This is a genomic window from Enterococcus sp. AZ104, assembly GCF_050546705.1.
Taxonomy (GTDB): Bacteria; Bacillota; Bacilli; order Lactobacillales; family Enterococcaceae; genus Enterococcus; species Enterococcus faecalis.
Genome location: NZ_CP172952.1, coordinates 915,964 through 932,440, shown reverse-complemented (window position 1 = coordinate 932,440; position 16,477 = coordinate 915,964). Strand labels below are relative to the sequence as shown.

The 16,477-nt window shown below is 38.0% G+C and carries 19 protein-coding genes; 6 read left to right on the top strand and 13 right to left on the bottom strand.

The window, feature by feature from the left end; all coding sequences use genetic code 11:
* The first annotated feature begins 24 nt into the window (after window positions 1–24).
* Entirely contained in the window at window positions 25–945 is a 921-nt protein-coding gene (locus IGJ37_RS04560) for a mechanosensitive ion channel family protein (RefSeq protein WP_325814726.1), read from the top strand.
* Window positions 946–989: 44 nt separating this feature from the next.
* Here the strand turns inward: IGJ37_RS04560 and IGJ37_RS04555 are convergent, their stop codons facing one another.
* The 10 genes from IGJ37_RS04555 to ulaG form a co-directional block, all read right to left on the bottom strand.
* Window positions 990–2,159 (bottom strand): N-acetyldiaminopimelate deacetylase, encoded by a 1,170-nt coding sequence (locus IGJ37_RS04555; protein WP_002386002.1) that lies wholly within the window; start codon window positions 2,157–2,159, stop codon window positions 990–992.
* Between the two features lie 36 nt (window positions 2,160–2,195).
* Complete coding sequence (gene dapD, locus IGJ37_RS04550) at window positions 2,196–2,897, bottom strand: 2,3,4,5-tetrahydropyridine-2,6-dicarboxylate N-acetyltransferase (protein WP_002358012.1); 702 nt, start codon at window positions 2,895–2,897, stop codon at window positions 2,196–2,198.
* An 80-nt stretch (window positions 2,898–2,977) separates the two neighbouring features.
* Window positions 2,978–3,466: a cyclic-di-AMP-binding protein CbpB gene (gene cbpB, locus IGJ37_RS04545; protein ID WP_002358013.1), complete on the bottom strand. Its 489-nt coding sequence runs from the start codon at window positions 3,464–3,466 to the stop codon at window positions 2,978–2,980.
* Window positions 3,467–3,721: 255 nt separating this feature from the next.
* Window positions 3,722–4,432 carry an L-ribulose-5-phosphate 4-epimerase gene (locus IGJ37_RS04540; RefSeq protein WP_325814725.1) on the bottom strand — a complete coding sequence of 237 codons (711 nt, stop codon included), beginning with the start codon at window positions 4,430–4,432 and terminating at the stop codon, window positions 3,722–3,724.
* Window positions 4,422–5,282 carry an L-ribulose-5-phosphate 3-epimerase gene (locus IGJ37_RS04535; protein WP_325814724.1) on the bottom strand — a complete coding sequence of 287 codons (861 nt, stop codon included), beginning with the start codon at window positions 5,280–5,282 and terminating at the stop codon, window positions 4,422–4,424. Before IGJ37_RS04535 ends, IGJ37_RS04540 begins: the two co-directional genes overlap by 11 nt.
* A gap of 4 nt (window positions 5,283–5,286) precedes the next feature.
* Window positions 5,287–5,925 carry a 3-keto-L-gulonate-6-phosphate decarboxylase UlaD gene (locus IGJ37_RS04530; protein WP_002381985.1) on the bottom strand — a complete coding sequence of 213 codons (639 nt, stop codon included), beginning with the start codon at window positions 5,923–5,925 and terminating at the stop codon, window positions 5,287–5,289.
* A gap of 13 nt (window positions 5,926–5,938) precedes the next feature.
* Window positions 5,939–6,238, bottom strand: coding sequence for a PTS sugar transporter subunit IIB (locus IGJ37_RS04525; protein WP_002358018.1), 300 nt, complete (start codon window positions 6,236–6,238; stop codon window positions 5,939–5,941).
* Between the two features lie 14 nt (window positions 6,239–6,252).
* Window positions 6,253–7,740, bottom strand: a complete 1,488-nt coding sequence (locus tag IGJ37_RS04520) for a PTS ascorbate transporter subunit IIC (protein ID WP_325814723.1) — start codon at window positions 7,738–7,740, stop codon at window positions 6,253–6,255.
* 12 nt (window positions 7,741–7,752) lie between these two features.
* On the bottom strand, window positions 7,753–8,211 hold the full coding sequence (locus IGJ37_RS04515; RefSeq protein ID WP_002409871.1) for a PTS sugar transporter subunit IIA: 459 nt from the start codon (window positions 8,209–8,211) through the stop codon (window positions 7,753–7,755).
* A 17-nt stretch (window positions 8,212–8,228) separates the two neighbouring features.
* The gene (ulaG, locus tag IGJ37_RS04510) at window positions 8,229–9,296 is read right to left on the bottom strand and encodes an L-ascorbate 6-phosphate lactonase (protein ID WP_325814721.1); all 1,068 of its coding nucleotides are present in this window, start codon (window positions 9,294–9,296) and stop codon (window positions 8,229–8,231) included.
* A gap of 193 nt (window positions 9,297–9,489) precedes the next feature.
* On the opposite strand from ulaG, the gene IGJ37_RS04505 reads away from it, so the two are divergent.
* On the top strand, window positions 9,490–10,254 hold the full coding sequence (locus tag IGJ37_RS04505; RefSeq protein ID WP_002382117.1) for a DeoR/GlpR family DNA-binding transcription regulator: 765 nt from the start codon (window positions 9,490–9,492) through the stop codon (window positions 10,252–10,254).
* Between the two features lie 93 nt (window positions 10,255–10,347).
* Here the strand turns inward: IGJ37_RS04505 and IGJ37_RS04500 are convergent, their stop codons facing one another.
* Genes IGJ37_RS04500 through racE form a run of 3 tightly spaced genes read right to left on the bottom strand, consistent with a single transcriptional unit; the run spans window position 10,348 to window position 13,048 of the window.
* On the bottom strand, window positions 10,348–10,860 hold the full coding sequence (locus IGJ37_RS04500; protein WP_002381991.1) for a metallophosphoesterase: 513 nt from the start codon (window positions 10,858–10,860) through the stop codon (window positions 10,348–10,350).
* A gap of 12 nt (window positions 10,861–10,872) precedes the next feature.
* Window positions 10,873–12,228 carry a ribonuclease PH gene (gene rph / locus IGJ37_RS04495; RefSeq protein ID WP_002369622.1) on the bottom strand — a complete coding sequence of 452 codons (1,356 nt, stop codon included), beginning with the start codon at window positions 12,226–12,228 and terminating at the stop codon, window positions 10,873–10,875.
* Window positions 12,221–13,048: a glutamate racemase gene (gene racE / locus IGJ37_RS04490; RefSeq protein WP_002358027.1), complete on the bottom strand. Its 828-nt coding sequence runs from the start codon at window positions 13,046–13,048 to the stop codon at window positions 12,221–12,223. Before racE ends, rph begins: the two co-directional genes overlap by 8 nt.
* A 264-nt stretch (window positions 13,049–13,312) precedes the next feature.
* On the opposite strand from racE, the gene IGJ37_RS04485 reads away from it, so the two are divergent.
* The 4 genes from IGJ37_RS04485 to IGJ37_RS04470 are packed head-to-tail and all read left to right on the top strand — an operon-like array spanning window position 13,313 to window position 16,342.
* The gene (locus IGJ37_RS04485) at window positions 13,313–14,044 is read left to right on the top strand and encodes an amino acid ABC transporter ATP-binding protein (protein WP_002361604.1); all 732 of its coding nucleotides are present in this window, start codon (window positions 13,313–13,315) and stop codon (window positions 14,042–14,044) included.
* 34 nt (window positions 14,045–14,078) lie between these two features.
* Window positions 14,079–14,906, top strand: coding sequence for a transporter substrate-binding domain-containing protein (locus tag IGJ37_RS04480; RefSeq protein ID WP_002360586.1), 828 nt, complete (start codon window positions 14,079–14,081; stop codon window positions 14,904–14,906).
* Window positions 14,907–14,951: 45 nt separating this feature from the next.
* A complete protein-coding gene (locus IGJ37_RS04475; protein ID WP_002363695.1) occupies window positions 14,952–15,665 on the top strand; it encodes an amino acid ABC transporter permease in 714 nt (237 codons plus the stop codon).
* An 11-nt stretch (window positions 15,666–15,676) separates the two neighbouring features.
* Entirely contained in the window at window positions 15,677–16,342 is a 666-nt protein-coding gene (locus tag IGJ37_RS04470) for an amino acid ABC transporter permease (protein ID WP_002384721.1), read from the top strand.
* Window positions 16,343–16,477: the final 135 nt, after the last annotated feature.

Genomic DNA, 16,477 nt, shown 5'->3' with positions numbered 1-16,477 from the left:
AATTTTAGAGAAAGTTGGATTTTTATGTTGATACTTGGTTTAGCCAGTACTGAAACAGTCGATTCTTCTGCTCCTGATTTAGCAGAAGCGACCGTAAAAAAAGTGAGCGCGCTACAACGCTTTTGGAACAATATTAATTGGGATGCCATTGTCGCTACCTTAATTGAAAAAAGTTTATCAATTTTATTTTTAATTTTTCTATTTTTTATTATTCAGCGAATCGGGAAATATTTAATTGATCGCACCTATGCAAATTATAGTAAAAAGCAACATTTTAGTGAAAGCCGTTTAAAAACGTTACACACTTTAATTATTAATGCATTTCAATATACGCTGTTCTTTTTCTTCATCTATTCTCTTTTGACCATTGTCGGTGTGCCTGTTGGCTCATTATTAGCCGGAGCGGGAATTGCCGGTGTTGCCATTGGTTTAGGGGCTCAAGGATTCATGAATGACTTAATTACCGGATTTTTCATTATTTTAGAACAACAAATGGATGTAGGCGATTATATTCGCTTATTGGCGTTAAATATTGAAGGAACTGTTACTTCTGTCGGATTACGAACCACTCAAATTAAAGCGGTTGATGGAACTGTTCATTTTATTCCAAACCGAAACATCACCACAATCAGTAACCTGTCTCGTGCCAATATGCAAGTGTTAATTGATGTCCGCATCAATCCTGAAGAAGGTTATGAAAAAATTTGTGAAGTGATTACAGAAGTCAATGAAACGTTAAAAGAAACGTATATCGAAAGTATTCAAACTGGGCCAGATATTTTTGGTATGGTCGATTTAGGCAATGGCAACTTTGCGGTACGAACGACCATGTATGTACTAAACGGCAAACAATTTGCGGTCAAAGAAGAATTTCTAGCTCAATATATCAAAGCATTAACAGAGGCCGGCTTTACGATTCCCAATACGCCCATTATTGCAAAATAAAAAACAGCCACAAGATACTTATTAGTTATCTGGTGGCTGTTTTTCTAATTGTCCAATGATTTTAAAAACCCACTAACTGCCTCCACTCCAAACAATAACGCCTCTTCGTTCGGTTCAAACTTGGCAGAATGAAGGCTATAAGGACTTGCCACGCCTAACCAAAACATCGTGCCTGGGACTTTAGACAATAGATAGCCAAAATCTTCACCTGTCATTGCAACCGGTGCTTGTTGAAATTGAACTGTTGCTTGTTTGCTCATGTATTCAATAAAATTCGTGGTACATGCTGGTTCATTCACTACAGGTAAATACCCTTTCTGATCAAGATGAACAGTTACTTCACATTGAAAAGATTGCGCAATACCTTCACTAATTTCGCGAATTCTTCGCTGCGTTTGTTCATTCGTTTCTGCTGTCAATGTGCGAATTGTACCAGATAAAGTTGCTTCTTCGGCAATCACATTGCAGGCAGTCCCTGCATGAAAAGTCCCAAAAGTAACGACTGCCCCGACCACAGGATCAACATTTCGACTAACGATCGTTTGCGCTTGCTGAATTAAATTGGTGGCCGCTAAGACCATATCATTCGCTTGATGCGGAAAAGCCGCATGTCCACCTTTTCCTTTTAAGGTAATGTTCACTTCACAAGTGGCAGCAAACAATGTCCCTACTCTGGTACTAATAGTTCCGACTGGCAAATCAGGATTAACATGAAGCGCATAAAATTCATCAGGTAACCACTCACCAAACGCATGGTCTTCATACATCAACATCCCCCCTGCTTCATTTTCTTCAGCAGGTTGAAATAAAAATAAAAAGTTATTGTCTGGTTGCTGTTGACTTAATTCTTTCAAAACCCCTAAACCGATTGTCATGTGAAAATCGTGCCCACAGGCATGCATAAACCCTGGTCGTTTTGATTGAAAAGCAGAAACCACTTCCTCTTGAATAGGCAAACCATCAATATCAGCACGCCAGCCGATGGTTTTCTGAGGATTTTTGCCTTCTATGAAGACTAAAATCCCAGTTTGCCATGTTCGAACTTGCAGATAAGGTTGCTTCATTTTATCAATTTCATTAAGTAAAAAGGCTTGTGTTTCCTTTTCTTCTAAACCGATTTCAGGTATTTGATGTAGTTGCCGTCTAATCGCAATTAATTCTTCTTGCTCCACAAAAGCCACTCCTTCATTTTTTGGGTAATCGAAAGCCGCCATGAAGAAGTTCCTTCATCGCGACTGACTAATTTATTTTTAGAGTTTACGTAATTCTTCTAAAATCTCTGTTTTACTCTTGGTTTTATCATCAATTTGTTTAATTACTTTTGCTGGCACGCCTGCAACAACGGTATGCGCTGGAACGTCTTCCACAACTACTGCCCCAGCAGCCACAACGGCACCTTCACCAACACGAACCCCTTCTAGTACGACCGCATTCGCTCCAATGACAACCTCGTTTTCAATAACCACAGGTGCGGCACTTGGTGGTTCAATGACACCAGCTAAAACCGTTCCTGCGCCAATATGACAATGCTTCCCTACAGTTGCACGACCGCCTAAAACAGCGCCCATATCAATCATAGTCCCTGCACCAACGACGGCGCCAATATTTAGAATAGCCCCCATCATAATCACCGCTTGATCGCCAATTTCAACTTTTTCGCGAATCAAAGCACCTGGTTCAATCCGAGCATTAATGTCTTTCAGATCAAGAAAAGGAATTGCTGAGTTACGTGCATCGTTTTCTACAACATAATCCTCAATTTTTTCTTTGTTTGCTTCTAAAAAAGGTTTTACGTCAGCCCAATCGCCAAACAATGTCCCAGTTTTACAATTATTGAAGACCTTAATTGTTTCCGGAAACGTAACTTCTTTTAATTGCCCTTTCAGTGTTACTTTAACAGGCGTTTGCTTTTTGGCATCGCCAATATATTGAATAATCTCATATGCGTCCACTCACAGCACTCCTTTACTTCGTGTTATCATACAGAATAACGCATTTATGAGAAAAAAGTAAAGAGTTTCTTGCGTTTTATTTAAATTACTTTCATTTCTTCTTCTGATTTAGGCAGAACAAGATGATGTTTTTCTAATTCATGCGCCATATGATTGACCGCTTTTAAAATTTCTTTGCGTGTAATGATGCCCTTAAAGCGTTGATTATCATCAACCACTGGTAAAAAAGAAGCATCTACTAATAAATGTAACACTTCTTCTAAATCCCACGATTCACCAATTACAGGAACATTGACTTCCATTACATCGGCCACAGTAAATTCATTCAATTTTTCAAAATCCACTGAAGTCAAATCAAACATTTTATCTACAACGTCTGTCAAGCCGATTAAGCCAACAAAGCGATCTCCCTTATCTAACACAGGAATCTTGGAATAGCGAACTTGCGATAAGACTAATGCCGCGTGACTTAACGGATTTAAACACATTACATTGGCGACATTTTCGGCGGGTACTAAAAATGTTTCTTGTTTTTCTAATAATAATTCTTTTACAGCAGTCCCTATCATGATTGGGTTGCCTCCATTTCTAATTCTTTAACACGTAACTTATTGTACCTAATTCTGCGGAAAAAGTCTTGGAATTCGCAAATTCTTCATAACTTAACAAACGAAAATTAACGTTTTGTTCTATTCTCCCCCAAAAAAGAGAACGCTTTCTTAAAAAATAAAAACTTAGTTGTCCCATAACAGACAACTAAGTTTTTATAAAAGACCAATTAATCAGTCAATTATCCTTCTTTTTCACACGTTTCATCACAGCCATCACTGACCATAATAAGCGGAAATCCCATGTTTTCTAAGATAGTGTTTATCCAATAAAAAATGATCAATTGGTTCAACAGCTGGATTAATTATTTCCGTCAAACGTGCCATTGAACAGATTTCATCTAAAATCAAGCTGTTTTCAACTGCTTTTTCCGGAGTCATTCCCCAAGTAAATGGGCCATGTCCATAAACTAGCACTCCTGGAATTGCTAAAGGATCTAGTTCTTGTTCATGAAATGTTTCAACAATGACTTTGCCAGTCTCTTCTTCATAGTTTTCTTTAATTTCATTTTCAGAGAGCGCTCTTGTGCAAGGTACAGCGCCATAAAAAGCATCCGCATGGGTGGTACCGTAAGGAGGTAAGGCTCGCCCTGCTTGAGCCCACGTAACACTATTCAGGGAGTGCGTGTGCGCAATCGCTCCAATTTCTGGCATTTTTTGATAGAGATAAAGATGCGTGGGTAAATCAGAAGACGGCTTTAATGCATTGGTTTCCAATAGTTGTCCGTTTAAATCAGTCACTACCATCTGTTCCTTGGACATTTCTTGATACTTGACGCCGCTTGGTTTAATTACGATAATCCCTAATGACCGATTGATTTCACTAACATTGCCCCACGTTAATTTGACTAAGCCCAGTTTTGGCAAAGCCAGATTCGCTTCATAAACACGTTGTTTCATTGCTTGGATGATCGCTTTATTGTTCATAATAATCCACCTCTGCTAATTTGGGATAGAGATACTGCTGCGCGGCTTGAATTTTTTCTTGAAAATTCAAATCCGTTTCATTCCACATTTCAATTAAAAAAGGACCACTATAGTTTAACCGCTTGAGTGTTTTCAATAAGCCTGTAAAATCAACACAGCCTTCTCCAAAAGTAACTTCCCGAAACTTCCCTTCAAATGTGTCTGTTACAGCGAAGGTATCTTTTAAGTGAATAGCAGCGATTTCAGCAATTCCCTTTTCAAGCTCAACCGCCGGATTATTTTCCGGCCAAGCAGACAAATTACCTAAATCAGGATAGACATGCAAAAAAGGGGACGGAATTTGTTCCTTAATCTCTAGAAATTTTTGTATGCTATTCATAAAAGGATCATCCATAATCTCAACAGCCAGAATGACACCGTATTGTGCAGCTTCCTCAACGCCCTTTTTCAGACCTTGAAGAAAAAATTCCCTTGTTTCAGCAGTTTTTTCTTCGTAAAAGACGTCATAGCCAGCTATTTGAATTACCCGTATGTTTAATTGATGAGCCAAACGAATCGCTTGAGATAAAATTTTCCGCCCTTTTTCACGTGTTTCTTTATTTAAAGAGCCTAAAGGAAACCGCCGATGACCACTTAAACACAAAGAATGGATAAAAAAATCTTCTTTCACCATTAATTGAGAAATTTCTTGTAACTGGCTTGGTGTCCAAGCCAATCGTGCTAAACGTTCATCGGATTCATCAATTGACATTTCTAAAAAATCAAACCCTAACTTTTTGGCCCATGTTAATCGTTCTGCCCAAGTTAAATTTTGCGGGAGTGCTTTTTCATACAGTCCAATTCGTGCCATTTTATCACTTCCAAATCTGATCGATTTTTTTTTGAAAATCTTTGGCTGCTTGTTCAGGATTTTTTGATTCAGTAATCCCACGGCCCGCAATAAATGTTGCAACTGCCATTGTTTGAAACAATTCAAGCGTTTCGACAGTTAAACCACCTGTGACGGACACTTCAAAGCCTAAGTCAATTAGTTCTTGAACTTTATTCAAATCTTTCTCTCCCCAACTGCCGCCAGCTAAAAGAGCATCTCTACTTTGATGATAAATCACCTGATTAATCCCTAATTCTCGCCATTGTCGAGCTTGTTGCATTGTCCAATTTCCATATAGTTCTACTTGTAATTCTCGGACTTCTTTTTGAGCTGCAGCCATCGTTGGTAAGGTGGCGCAACAAATGACCGTCATGAAATCAGCGCCTGCTTGTGCGACATTACGAGCAACTGTACCGCCCGCATCAGCACATTTTGTATCAGCAACAATCGTTTTATTAGGAAACATGCGTTTTAAACAACGAATTGCTTTTTGGCCTTCTTGTAAACACAAAATAGTGCCAACTTCGATAATATCGACAATTTCTCCGACTTTCATACAATCTGCTAAAGCGTCTTCTAAGCTATTATGATCTAAAGCGATTTGTAAGTTTGGTCTTTTCATCTTTCCCATCCTTTTATTCAGATTTTTGATAACGATCTGAAGCCATATATTTTTCTTGAATTTCTTTTGCAGACATTACATTTTTAATGCCAATCACTGTGACTCCACGTTTTTCTGCTTGCTGAAACATTTGTAAAAAATTGACTGGAGTAAAAACAACGTCGTATTGGCTAGCAGAGCTTTTTCCTTCTGAAATGGCGCAATGATGAATTTTTGTAATCGGTACACCTAGTTCTTTCATTGCTTTTTCAACACTCCGCATCATCATTAGACTCGTGCCAGAACCATTGGCACAGGAAACAAGTATTCTCATTTTAAATTCCTCCTTTAATTCTCTTGAAATTTTTTAGCATATTGTTCATAATCATTGACAATCATAAAGTAGCCTTCTGGATTTTTCCGATACTGAAGTTGCGGAATTATTAGTAACCCAATCACCACCACTGCTACGCCAACATAGCCTAGAACTTTCATAATGATTGTAAATAACGGCCAAGCTGTTGCCCAATCGAACATGCCCAAATAACCGCCATATTGAGATAATCCAATCCATGTAGCAAATAAAGCTGAGCCACCTACTTGGATTAAACCTGAAAGGAATGGGAATAAACAAGCAGCTTTTACTCCGCCACGATTATTTGCATAAACAGCTATGACAGCGTTATCAAAAAACAATGGGATAAAACCCGCAATAACGATTGTCGGAGACTTTAATAGAATCAGTAAGCCAATCATTAAAAACTGGCCTAATGCGCCAAAGAGAAACCCAATTGTTACTGCGTTGGGCGAGCCAAATCCGAAAGTCGCTGCTACGTCAATCCCAGGAACAGCGCCTGGTAAAATGGTATTTGAAATCCCTTGGAATGACTGCGTCAACTCGTCGACAAAAGTTCTAACACCCAATTGTAAGATAGCTAAATAGACAGCAAAATTTAATGAAGTGGTCATGATATAAAAGAAGAAACTCTGCCCTTCTTGCATAAATTTAGCTTGAATTAAATAATCTTGTCCCAAAACAAGCAAGATAATGCCAAAGAAAAAGAGCATCAAAATGGACGTAGCAACCATATTTTCATTAAAAATGGATAGAAATCCTGGTAATTCGATATCTTCCAATTTTTTATCGACCTTCTCTGAACGATGTTTCTTTTGATCACGTTTTTTCAACCATTCTGCTAATTTTGCAAAAATAAATATGCCAAACATTTGTTGATGGGCTACCGCAAAACCAGCACCTTCTGTTAATTCCTGCGTAATCCCTACCGTTAAATTTGAAGCAACTGCCCAATAACACCCAAGAATTAAGCCCATAAAAATTAGTACTTCGATTCTACCTAAGTTAGGAAAACAAAAGAGTAAAATCCAGAAAGCGGTAGCTGCTTGTTGAATCTGAACATTCCCTGTTGTAAAAACGGCTCTCAATTTTGTATATTTTTGAAAACGAACCAACAAAATATTCATAATAAATGCGATCAATAACAAAATCATCACATCACCAAAGGTTCGTCCAAAGGTTTTCATCAATCCAGCATCGACTGCATTTTGCCCGAAATATGGATCGGTAACCATTGCCTGTAAATTAAATCGCTCTTTCAAGCCTACTAGAATAGGGCGAAAATTATTAACCAAACCACCAGAACCAACACTCAAAATAAAATAACCAACTGTCGCTTTCAGAAAACCTGCTAAACATTCATAAAAGGGCCTCCGTAACAAGAGATAACCTAATAACACGATGAAACCAATCAAATATGCTGGCTGTGTTAAAACGTTCGTAGCAAAATAAGTCCAACTATTTAACAAGTACTCCCCCATTGATTTTTCCCCCTATAATTGATATTTCTCCATAACTTCTTTAAAATCCATTGGCGTATTTGTTTCTAACAAGTCAGCAATCACGCCATCCGTCATCAATAAATCCATCAATTGCTGAATATTTTCAAGATGTTCGGCGGGATTTTGGGCTGCCAATGTAAAAAATAATGTTGCTGTTTTTGCTTCTTGATCGCCAGTAAAAGTGACAGATTGCTTAAATTTTGTAAAAGAAATGGCCGTTCCAAAAACGCCTGCGCTTTCCTCTGATGAATGTGGCATGGCTACTTCAGGAGCAATGATGATATAAGGTCCAAACGTTTCGACACACTGAATAATCTCATCGACATAACTCTGATCGATGATGTGTTTTTGGAGTAAAATCAAACAACTTTCCTGAATCGCCTCTTGCCAACTAACCGGTTCTTTATCAGGGTAATGAATAAGCTCTTGCTCCCAAAAATAAGTTAACATTGTACATCCAGCCTTTCTTACAAGAATGAAGGAAATGGTGTATCATTTTCTTTAACAAAAACATCATCAAAGCCACGATCAAAGTTAAATTCTAAGTTGTCTTTGTCATTTGGATAAACAAATTTGCCACCCACTTGCCAAATATATGGTTTAAATTGATAATGTAAACGATCTTTTTTAAATTTCCAAATTTCCATGATTTCTTTTGGATCCGCCATAAAATTAGACCAAATATCATAATGAACAGGAATGACTACTTTCGCATTTAAAGATTCTGCCATTCTCAACATATCAACAGAAGTTATTTTATCTGTGATACCGCGAGGATTTTCGCCATATGCTCCTAAGCAAACATCAATTGCATATTGATTACCATGTTTCGCAAACAAGTTAGAATAATGAGAGTCTCCGGCGTGATATACCGTACCACCTGAGGTTTCAAATAGATAATTGACAGCTAGTTCATTCATGTCCTGAGGCATTTTACCTTTAAATGTATTTTTAGGATCATCAGAAGTAATTAGCGCGGTTCGATCAAAAGCTTCCAAGGCCACTACATTCACATCATTCACTTTGATTTCTTGACCAGGTTCTATAACCCGTGTTTTTTCTGCCGGAACACCCCAACGCTGCCATGTTTTCACTACTTCTTTTGGACCAATAAATAGAGCCTTAGGACAATTTTGATGAACAGCAGCAGCTGTGTGAATATCCAAATGGTCTGAATGAATATGTGTGACAACTAAAGCATCTACCTCTTTTATTTCAAAAGGATCAATCACAAAAGGTTGTGTTCTTAAATTAGGTTGCATTTTTTGGCAACCACTCATGCGCATCATTTGATGGCCATTTTTCATTAAGCCGTTCCCGTGCGTTTGTTTTCCTGTTCCACACCATAAATCACATAAAATATTCGTGTTCTCATGCGTTTTCAGCCAAATGCCTGTACAACCAAGCCACCAAAGTGCAACCGTTCCTTGAAGCACATTTGTCTGATTAATTTCTTCGTTTAAATAAGTGCCCCATTCTGGAAATGTCGCCTTCAACCAACTTTCTTTTGTAATTTCATGAATCGATTTGTTCATGCTACCACTCCTCTTCTCAAATGATTGTGTTATGCTTTATAAGAAAATCATAGCCGCAAAAAATCACAATGAAAACCCTTTTATATGATTGTTTGCACTTTTAATGATTCTTTTACGTGTTTTGTTTTCCTATGAGTTATACTATTTCATGGGGGACCGTGTCCAAAAAAATAACTAAAGGAGGTTGTATTACTTGAAAAGTTCATTAGAAACCATTGAAAAAAGGCAACAAAACATTCTCGCGCTGCTGCAAAAAAACAAACAAATGACTACCTATAAATTAGCAGATGCTTTAAATGTTTCCTTAAGCACAATTCGTCGTGATTTAAATGTCTTAGAAACTAAGAATGACATCATTCGAAAATATGGGTATTGTATTTACAACGACCAAAATCAGAAAGACTTTGATCAATCAGGACCGGAGTTATTAAAACAAGCCATTGCTCGTGTTGCTTGTAGCTATCTAAGTGATTATGATACCGTTTTCATTAATTCAAGTTCCACTGCTTTGAATATTCTCCATTATTTAAAGGCCGACCATCTGACCATCGTAACGAATAATTTAAAAATTGCCACCAAGCCTCATGTTTCTCAATACAATTATATTTTGACCGGAGGCGAATTACGTTTTCCCAAAGAAGTTCTGGTAGGAGATATTGCCATTAACACAATCACCGCAACGCATGCCGATGTTTGCGTAATTGGCTGTAGCGGGGTCAGTTTAGAACATGGCGTCACTACAAAAATTTTCAATGAAGCAAAAATTAATGAGCTTATGATAAAACAAACAACAAAAGTAAAAATTCTGGTCGCGGACCATCGAAAAATCGGCTTGACATCTAAATTTAAAATTGCTGATATTACCGCTTTTGATTGTTTGATTACAGACAAACATTGCTCATCAACTTTAATTACAGAACTTCGTAAGACCGGCTTAAAGGTTATCCAAGTCGACTAAAAAAAGAGCGTAGGACAAAAATCTCTTTTGGATTTTTGTCCTACGCTCAAAATCTGATAAATAAAAAAGTAGCACTTATTTCTTAACATTCACTTACTTCGTAAACGTTGCCTTTAATCGTTCCAATGGTTGGTGCTCTTTGTTATAGTACTGAACGAGATATTGTTCAGGTGTACTTTCAATTATGGCATATGTTTTCTCTTGAACTGGTCCACGAGGTAAACGAATACTTCCCGGATTAACAAAGAGAATGTTATTGTGTCGCTCTGCGCCGAGTACATGAGTGTGACCAAATAAGGCAATTGTCGCTCCTGCTTCTTCCGCTTGTAAAGCAAGTGTCGTGAGTCCCATTCTAACATTGGCTAAATGACCATGTGTCATATAAATAACTTGATCCCCCACTTTTTTAGTCACAGTTTTGGGAAATTCATCATAAAAATCACAATTTCCTTGGACTACAATTAATTTCTGCCAAAGTTCATCTGTCGGTTCTAATTCAGAATCACCACAGTGAAAGAGTGCATCGACTTGTCCTTCATAATGATTCACTAAGTCAACTAAACAGTCGCGATCGCCATGGTTATCGCTTACTACCAAGATTTTCATACGTTTCAACTCCTATTTTTTTAGCCATTCTTCCCATTGTTCTTTTAATTTTGCCACTGCTTGTCCACGATGACTAACTTTATTTTTCTCTTCTCCAGACAATTCAGCTGCTGTCTTACCAAGCTCTGGAACATAGAAAAGTGAATCGTACCCAAAGCCTCCTTCACCACGAGGAATCGTGCCGACTTCTCCTGGCCATTCAGCTTCGACCACCAGACTTTCTTTCTTTGGTTCAGCAAAAACCAATGTACAATGGAAACGCGCTTGTCTTTTTTCTTTTGGCACGCCCGTTAACTCGTGCAATAGTTTCGCATTATTTGAAGCATCGTTAGTTGGTTCACCAGCAAAACGAGCAGAATAGATTCCCGGCATTCCCCCTAACGCATCAACAATTAATCCTGAATCATCTGCTAATACTGGTTTCTGTAAAATTTCTGCAATTGTTTCAGCTTTTAGACGAGCATTTTCTTCAAATGTTCGACCAGTTTCTTCTACATCTGGCAAATTCGGATAATCTAATAACGTCTTAACTGTATATCCTTTTTCACCAAAAATTGAACTAAACTCTTTCGCTTTACCAGGATTTCTAGTTGCAATGACAATCACTTTCTCTTCTGAATCTTGCGAAGGGACTTCTTCAGAGGCTAAAGCATAAAGCGCTTCTTTCTGATACGCAATTAATTCCTCGATCCCTGTTTTTCCATAAAAGAGCATGGCATTTAACTCATCTCCTGAGAAGGTAGCTTCTTCACCCGTTCCTTGAATTTCCACAAATTCACCAGACTCGGTCATCACGATGTTCATATCCACTGCAGCATTCGAGTCCTCTGCGTAATCTAAGTCCAGCACACAATAACCATCGGGTAAAATACCCACGCTGACAGCAGCTAAATGCTCTTTAATTGGGTCTTCCGCTAGCGCACCAGTCATCAATAAATGATTGACTGCTAAGCGTAGAGCAACAAAAGCGCCTGTAATACTAGCTGTACGGGTTCCCCCATCTGCTTGAATCACATCACAATCGACAACAATGCTCCGTTCCCCTAACTTTTCTAAGTCAACAACAGCTCGCAATGACCGCCCAATCAAACGTTGAATCTCCATTGTTCGCCCTGTTAATTTTCCTTTCGCACTTTCCCGAATATTTCTTGTGTTCGTCGCGCGAGGGAGCATGCTATATTCAGCTGCTACCCAACCTGTTCCCCCGCCTCGTAAAAATGGGGGAACCTTTTCTTCGACAGTGGCTGAGCAAATTACTTTTGTATCGCCAAACGAAATAACCACCGAACCTTCTGGATGTTTAAAAACATTGGTTTCAATAGTGATCTTTCGCAATTCTTTTGGTGCACGACTATCATGTCTAATCATTTTCGTTTCCTCCTAAGTGAATCTGTTGTGCTTTTAAGTTCTCTATACCAAGCCAACTGCTTGCAATCTCTTCAAACATTTTTGCAGAACCAGTTGTATAAAATTCATGGGGCTGTGTAGGCGCTTCAGGCGTGTGGGCAATGTCAAAATAATCGAGAAGCATGCTGACTTCGCCAACTGTTTCGGCTCCTGAGTCAATTAATGTCACATGACTCCCCATCACATTTTGAATCACCGGACGTAACAACGGGTAATGGGTACAACCTAAAATCAACGTATCAAGTCCTTTTAATTGTAGTGCTTGAAGTGTTTCTGCCACAATTTTTTTTGCTACGGAAGAACGATATTGATTACTTTCAACAATGGGGACAAATTTAGGGCAAGCTAAACTAGTCACCTCAATTGCTGGTGCCTTACTTTTAATGGCGATTTCATAGGAAGCACTTTTGATTGTCCCTAAGGTACCTATGACACCAATTTTGTTATTTTTTGTGACTTTAACGGCTGCTCGTGCGCCAGGTAAAATAACACCGACAACTGGAATTGGCAAGGCAGCTTTAATTTCTTCTAATGCGACAGCCGTCGCGGTATTACATGCGATTACTAGCATTTTTATTCGTTTTTTCAATAAAAAATCGGCCATTTCCCAAGTAAACTGAACGACTTGTTCGGCTGGTCGTGGACCATATGGGCAACGGGCTGTATCTCCTAAATAAATTAATCGTTCATTTGGTAATTGTTTTAGCGCTTCCTTTAAAACAGTTAATCCACCAACGCCAGAATCAATTAATCCAATGGCTTCTTGATTGCTCATTCTCATCCTACCTTTGCCTTTTATTCACTGCCTTTATTTTCTACTTTTTAAGGACTATTGTCAATTTTTCCTGTTTTGCTCTCATTTATTTCTTTTTTTGAAGGAAATCTTTTTCGATTAAAAAACTAGTAATTCATTTTTTTGTATGTTATAATTCCTGACATTGAGAATACAATTAGAAATACATTTGGTTAATTTAATTTAAATAACACGTTTCTCACCGAATCCTCTGTTATCTTTTCTGCCAAATGATTGCAAAGGAGACTGCCTATGATTTCTTTAGAACATGTAAATAAGTATTTTGGGGAGCATCACGTTTTAAAAGATATTACTTTGAATGTAGAGCAAGGAGAAAAAATTGTCATTATCGGACCCTCTGGATCTGGCAAAAGTACATTAATACGGTGTATGAACCAATTGGAAAAAGTCAATGATGGTTCCGTCGTAATTGATAACATTGACATCACCAAACCGAAAGCACCGATTCAAAAGGTTCGCCAGAAAGTTGCCATGGTCTTTCAAAATTTTAACTTATATGCTCACAAAACGATTATTGATAATTTAACGTTAGCACCGATTAAAGTGATGGGCGTTTCCAAAGAAGAAGCGGTTCGTACTGGCATGGAGTATTTAGAACGAGTCGGTTTGGCTGATAAAGCTTCTGCTTATCCTTCGCAGCTTTCTGGCGGGCAGCAACAACGGGTCGCTATTGCTCGTGCCTTAAATATGCATCCTGAGATTATCCTTTTTGATGAACCGACTTCGGCACTTGATCCAGAAATGATTCAAGAAGTTTTAGATGTAATGGTCGATCTTTCCAAACAAAATATTACCATGGTTTGTGTCACACATGAGATGGGCTTTGCTCGTCAAGTGGCTGACCGTGTAATCTTCATGGACCAAGGACAGATTATTGAACAAGGAACGCCTGAACATTTCTTTACAAGCACTGAAAACCCTCGTGCAAAAGAATTTCTAAGCAAAATTATTCATAACGGGTAATGAATAAAAAACAAAAAATTGGAGGAATGAAGGAATGAAAAAACAAAATAAATGGCTGGCTGGACTCTCCTTACTTGTATTAGCAGGCATCATTGTGGGCTGTGGTAGCGGCAACAATGACTCAACTTCAAAAAGTGCTTCATCAAACAAAACGGTCACAGTAGAACAATTAAAAAAAGCGGGGAAAATTAAAGTAGGTGTCAAAGAAGACATTCCTAATTTTGGCTATATGAATCCTGATACAAACAAAAATGAAGGAATGGAACCAGATATTGCACGCTTGATTGCGAAAGAAATTACCGGCAGCGAAGAGAATGTGGAATTTGTGGGCGTGACAGCAAAAACGCGCGGTCCCCTTTTAGACAATGGTGAACTAGATATGGTAATTGCTACATTTACAATTACTGATGAACGTAAAAAGACTTATAATTTTACAACTCCTTATTATACAGATGAGATTGGTTTCCTTGTGCGCAAAGAGGATAACTTCTCCAGCATGAAAGATTTAGACGGAAAAACAATCGGCGTTGCACAATCTGCTACGACAAAAGAAAACTTAGAGAAAAAAGCGCAAGAGGAAGGAATCAAATTTACTTATCAAGAATTAGGTTCCTATCCAGAATTAAAAACAGCGTTAACTTCTAAACGAATTGATGCATTTTCAGTGGATAAATCAATCCTATCTGGCTATGTGGATGGCAAGACAGAAATTTTAAAAGATGGTTTTTCGCCACAAGAATATGGAATTACCACAAAGAAAGCAAATACTGAATTAAATGATTATCTAAATGGTTTAATTGAAAAATGGGAAAAAGACGGCACACTAGAAAAAATTTATCAAGACTGGGGCTTAAAAAATTAATCATTCCTAAGACTTGAAGAATCAAAAATTTTAGGAGGGATTTTTATGTTTTTGTTAGCCAATATTTCCTGGCTTGAAGAAGGGCCATTTGCCTTATATCGTTGGGAAGCTTTATTTCAAGATTGGCGAATTTTTGGTCAGGCATTTCTCTATACTATTCTGCTTTCTTTAGGAGCGATCTTAGTTGCCTTTGCTTTAGGCATTTTCTTTGGCAGTTTATCAGCGACCAAAAGTAAACTTTTACACGCAATTAGTCGTGTCTATGTAGAATTTTTTCAAAACACACCTTTGTTGATTCAATTTATCGTAGTCTATTATGGCTTTCCTCTGCTAAGCCCGCTGCTTTCATTTTCTATTACTACGATTGCCATTCTGTGTGTAGGCCTCTATCATGGCGCCTACATTTCTGAAGTGGTTCGCTCAGGAATCGGAGCTGTTCCAAGAGGGCAATTTGAAGCGGCTTACTCCCAAGGATTAACGTATGGTCAAACGATGCGGTATGTGATTTTACCACAAGCATGGCGGATTATGTTACCGCCTTTAACCAATCAAGTAGTGAACCTAATTAAAAATACGTCAACAGTTGCCATTATTTCTGGCGCAGACGTAATGTTTGCTGCCAATAGTTGGTCGTCTGTCAACTTGAACTATATTCCCGCCTTTGCGCTCGCTGGTTTCTTATATTTCATTCTTTGCTTCCCATTAGCGAATTTGGCTAGAAAAATGGAAGAAAAAAATAAGAAAGCATATAGCAGATAGGAGGAAAACAGATGCCTTTTTCAGAAGAAATGCGTCAATTACTGACAGCAAATAATTTTCAATTTCTATTTAACGGCTTAAAATTGACGCTCTATATTTCCTTCGTCTCAATTATTTTGAGTACGATTTTTGGCACCATTCTAGCCGTTTTGCGAAATCAAACCAATGGACCACTGAAGTTACTTGCCAGTATTTATGTAGAAGTAGTGCGTAATATTCCAAACTTATTGTGGATTTATGTTATTTTTTTGATTTTCAAAATCAAATCCACACCTGCTGGAATTGTGAGTTTTACTGTGTTTACTACCGCTGCTTTAGCGGAAATTATTCGTGGTGGTTTAAATGGTGTTGATAAAGGACAAATTGAAGCGGCGCGTTCTCAAGGGTTTTCAAATTGGCAAATTCTTTATCATATTGTTTTGCCTCAAGCCATTCGCAATGTTTTACCAGCGATCGTTTCTCAGTTTGTTACTGTCATCAAGGATACAAGTTTCTTGTATTCCGTAATTGCTTTACAAGAACTCTTTGGCAAATCTTATATCTTAATGGGGCGCTACGCACAAACAGGACAAGTATTCACTATTTACGGAATCGTCGCCCTAATTTATTTCATTATTAACTTTAGTATCTCACAATTTTCACGTTGGCTTTCACGAAATTGGGCGAAAAGTTATTAATGTAGTTAAAAACAGGAGGCTGAGACAAAAGTGTTTAGCTCCAAGAAATAAGAAGGAATTTCCGAAAATTGTTCTTTAATTTTTGGAGAATTTCGGCTTATTTCCGAAGGAGCTGCTTTTGTTCAGCTGATTATC

Excerpts from the sequence above, each read along its gene's own strand:
- IGJ37_RS04515 (WP_002409871.1), bottom strand. The coding sequence starts at position 8,211 with ATGTTAACTTATTTTTGGGAGCAAGAGCTTATTCATTACCCTGATAAA.
- IGJ37_RS04475 (WP_002363695.1), top strand. The coding sequence starts at position 14,952 with ATGTTTTTGTTAGCCAATATTTCCTGGCTTGAAGAAGGGCCATTTGCC.
- ulaG (WP_325814721.1), bottom strand. The coding sequence starts at position 9,296 with ATGAACAAATCGATTCATGAAATTACAAAAGAAAGTTGGTTGAAGGCG.
- IGJ37_RS04555 (WP_002386002.1), bottom strand. The coding sequence starts at position 2,159 with ATGGCGGCTTTCGATTACCCAAAAAATGAAGGAGTGGCTTTTGTGGAG.
- IGJ37_RS04520 (WP_325814723.1), bottom strand. The coding sequence starts at position 7,740 with ATGGGGGAGTACTTGTTAAATAGTTGGACTTATTTTGCTACGAACGTT.
- cbpB (WP_002358013.1), bottom strand. The coding sequence starts at position 3,466 with ATGATAGGGACTGCTGTAAAAGAATTATTATTAGAAAAACAAGAAACA.
- IGJ37_RS04525 (WP_002358018.1), bottom strand. The coding sequence starts at position 6,238 with ATGAGAATACTTGTTTCCTGTGCCAATGGTTCTGGCACGAGTCTAATG.
- IGJ37_RS04500 (WP_002381991.1), bottom strand. The coding sequence starts at position 10,860 with ATGAAAATCTTGGTAGTAAGCGATAACCATGGCGATCGCGACTGTTTA.
- racE (WP_002358027.1), bottom strand. The coding sequence starts at position 13,048 with ATGAGAATGAGCAATCAAGAAGCCATTGGATTAATTGATTCTGGCGTT.
- IGJ37_RS04485 (WP_002361604.1), top strand. The coding sequence starts at position 13,313 with ATGATTTCTTTAGAACATGTAAATAAGTATTTTGGGGAGCATCACGTT.
- IGJ37_RS04560 (WP_325814726.1), top strand. The coding sequence starts at position 25 with ATGTTGATACTTGGTTTAGCCAGTACTGAAACAGTCGATTCTTCTGCT.
- IGJ37_RS04530 (WP_002381985.1), bottom strand. The coding sequence starts at position 5,925 with ATGAAAAGACCAAACTTACAAATCGCTTTAGATCATAATAGCTTAGAA.
- IGJ37_RS04535 (WP_325814724.1), bottom strand. The coding sequence starts at position 5,282 with ATGGCACGAATTGGACTGTATGAAAAAGCACTCCCGCAAAATTTAACT.
- IGJ37_RS04480 (WP_002360586.1), top strand. The coding sequence starts at position 14,079 with ATGAAAAAACAAAATAAATGGCTGGCTGGACTCTCCTTACTTGTATTA.
- IGJ37_RS04540 (WP_325814725.1), bottom strand. The coding sequence starts at position 4,432 with ATGAACAATAAAGCGATCATCCAAGCAATGAAACAACGTGTTTATGAA.
- rph (WP_002369622.1), bottom strand. The coding sequence starts at position 12,228 with ATGATTAGACATGATAGTCGTGCACCAAAAGAATTGCGAAAGATCACT.
- IGJ37_RS04470 (WP_002384721.1), top strand. The coding sequence starts at position 15,677 with ATGCCTTTTTCAGAAGAAATGCGTCAATTACTGACAGCAAATAATTTT.